Source organism: Streptomyces sp. DvalAA-14 (assembly GCF_900091855.1).
Lineage (GTDB): Bacteria > Actinomycetota > Actinomycetes > Streptomycetales > Streptomycetaceae > Actinacidiphila.
In genome coordinates this window covers 1-2,389 of the sequence record NZ_FMCH01000293.1, presented here as the reverse complement: position 1 = coordinate 2,389, position 2,389 = coordinate 1, and the positions used below count along the sequence as shown (strand labels likewise).

The 2,389-nt window shown below is 73.4% G+C and carries 2 protein-coding genes, 1 tRNA gene and 1 pseudogene; all 4 read right to left on the bottom strand.

Features of this window, described 5'->3' with window-relative positions:
- Window positions 1-1,248: pseudogene (locus GA0115240_RS36910) on the bottom strand (hypothetical protein); the annotation flags it as partial.
- A 429-nt stretch (window positions 1,249-1,677) separates the two neighbouring features.
- Complete coding sequence (locus tag GA0115240_RS37615; protein WP_218087425.1) at window positions 1,678-1,818, bottom strand: DLW-39 family protein; 141 nt, start codon at window positions 1,816-1,818, stop codon at window positions 1,678-1,680.
- Window positions 1,819-1,952: 134 nt separating this feature from the next.
- Window positions 1,953-2,026 (bottom strand) — tRNA-Ile (locus GA0115240_RS14820).
- Window positions 2,027-2,074: 48 nt separating this feature from the next.
- Window positions 2,075-2,389 (bottom strand): DUF3566 domain-containing protein (locus GA0115240_RS14815; RefSeq protein ID WP_141708839.1); only part of this gene is annotated, 315 nt, incomplete at its 5' end.

The following is a 2,389-nucleotide window of genomic DNA, read 5'->3' as shown; positions in this document are numbered from 1 at the left end:
GCTCACCCGGACTCGCAGCACGACACCGACCGGTGTGCCCCGCGCGAGCCGGGCGGCGTCCGGGCCGAGTCCGAGCGCGATCCAGTAGTCGCCCGCGCTGTGCACCTGCTGTGCCGGGCCGCCGGGCACCCAGCGGTTGGTCCAGGTGACGGGGACGGTACCGAGGCCCACCGAGACCGGGGAGCCGTCGTAGGCGGCGCTGGTCCGGCCGTTCGAGGCGTCGCGGACGGGCAGCCGGCCGGGGGCGTAGAGCGAGGCCGCCGCGAAGGACACGGTGGGGGGCAGGGCGCCGGGCGGCAGCGGCTCGTTGGCGAAGTCGGCGTCGTAGCTGAGCTGCTGGCCCCAGCCGAGGTGCAGCTTGTAGTACCGGGTCTGGCCCGGGAGCAGCCGGTCCCGCCAGACTCCGGGGCCCACCCGCGGCGCGTCGTTGAAGCCGGTGCCGCCGGTGACGTCCTTCGGGGTGCCGGTCACCGGCGCGGTCGCCGGCCCGTGGTCGGTCCGGGCGGCGGCGGGTACGGTGCCGGGCGGCAGCGGCGCCTCCGTCGCGTAGGCCAGCTCCAGCGGCCAGCGGCGACGGTCGGAGCCGGCCGCGCTGGTGCGGTGCACGGCGAGCAGGAAACGGCCGGCCCGGTCGCAGTCGGTCAGCTGGTGCTGGCCGGGTATCCGGCTGACCGCCCCGGTCACGTTCATCGCGCCTTCGTCCTGGCCGAAGTGCGCGGACGCTTCGTCGCAGGTGGTGCCGCGATCCCGGACGGTGGTCCCCGTGCCGCTGCCGGAGGAAATCCCGGAGGAGGTCCCGGAGGAGGTCCCGGAGGAGGTCCCGTCGCTCGTCTCGCCGCCGGTCCCGGTCCCGGCCGCGGTTCCGGCCGCGGTCCCGGCCGCGGTGAGCGTGAGCTCCAGACCGTCGCCGTACGCCACCGCGACCCCCGGCCGCGGGGCTGCGGTCACCGAGAGGTCCGCGGTGGAGACCCCGTCGAGCCGGACCGCGTACCAACGGGTCTGCCCGGGGCCGATGGTGTCGGTGTACGTGCCGGGGACAAGCGGTGGCGCCTGCGCGGCCTGGGCGGCGCCGGTGGTCCGGGTGCCGGCGAACCGGTAGGTCCCGGAACGGAGTTGAGGGGCGCGGGCCGAGCCGGCCGGAGGGGCGGTCCCGGTGGGTGGGGAGGGGGCATTCGGCGCCGCACCGGCTGCCGGGGCGAGGGCGAGCGCCGTACCGGCCAGCAGCAGAACCAGCAGACCGGCCGACAACGCGGCCGCCGGCGGCCCGGCCAGGCCCGCGCACGGCCCCGCACACGGCGCTGCCCACCGCCCTGCCCACCGCCCTGCCCACCGCCTCGGGTGGCAGCTCGCCCGGCTGCCCGCCGACACGCCGCCCGCAAACCCGCTACCGCCCCGCGCCCGTATGAGCCCGACCCGCGCCGCCCGGCCGCCCGCTAAGGCGCCGTCCGGTGCCGGTTGTCGTCCCATCGCGTCCCACCCCCTGCGCGCCCCACCGGTATCGCCTGGCGCAAGCAAGGTATGACTCCCGCCCGCATCAACTCAATTGCGCACGGTAACGGTCCGGCAACGGCGACCGCTCCCGTCGGGACAGGCAAAAGCCCCGACCGCACGCGGCGGCCGGGGCCCGTGGACGCATCCGACGCATTCCCTGCGTCTCAGCGGCATCTCAGCGGCGTCTCACACGCTGGCGCCGGAACCCGTCGGAACCGCGTCAGTGGCTTCCGTCCACAGATCCTGCTCGGCGCGGTCCGCCTGGATCTGCCGGTACACGAACAGCCCGGCGACGGCGGCCAGTGCGACCAAAAGAAGCTTCTTCAAGGCGTGACCTCCTCCTTCTACGTGGGGACAGCTTCTGACGCGCCCGACTATACACAGCGGCCGAGACCGAACGGTGACCTGCTGGCACCGACGCAAAAGACCCCCGGCCGATCGGCCGGGGGTCTCGATGCAAGTGGGGCTACCAGGACTTGAACCTGGGGCCTCTTCCTTATCAGGGAAGCGCTCTAACCGTCTGAGCTATAGCCCCGCGCTGCACCGAAAGATTAGCGCACCGATGGCCGTGCCCCAAAATCGGTTACTCGTCCTCGGCGAGGGTCAGCTCGACGCCTCCCACGAAGCCGGCGGACAGGTTGTAGATGAAGGCGCCCAGCGTGGCCAGCGCGGTGGCGAGCACCACGTCGATCACCGCGATGACCGTGGTGAAGGTCATCACCCGGGACAGCGACAGGAAGGACACCAGATCGAATCCGCCCTTGCCGCCCTGCTCGGAGGTGGTGGCCTCACTGATCGTCGAGCCGACGGTGGTGAAGACGCCGATGGTGTCCAGCACCATCCACAGCACCGCGACCGCGACGATCGTGCAGATCCCCAGCGCGATGGAGAGCAGGAA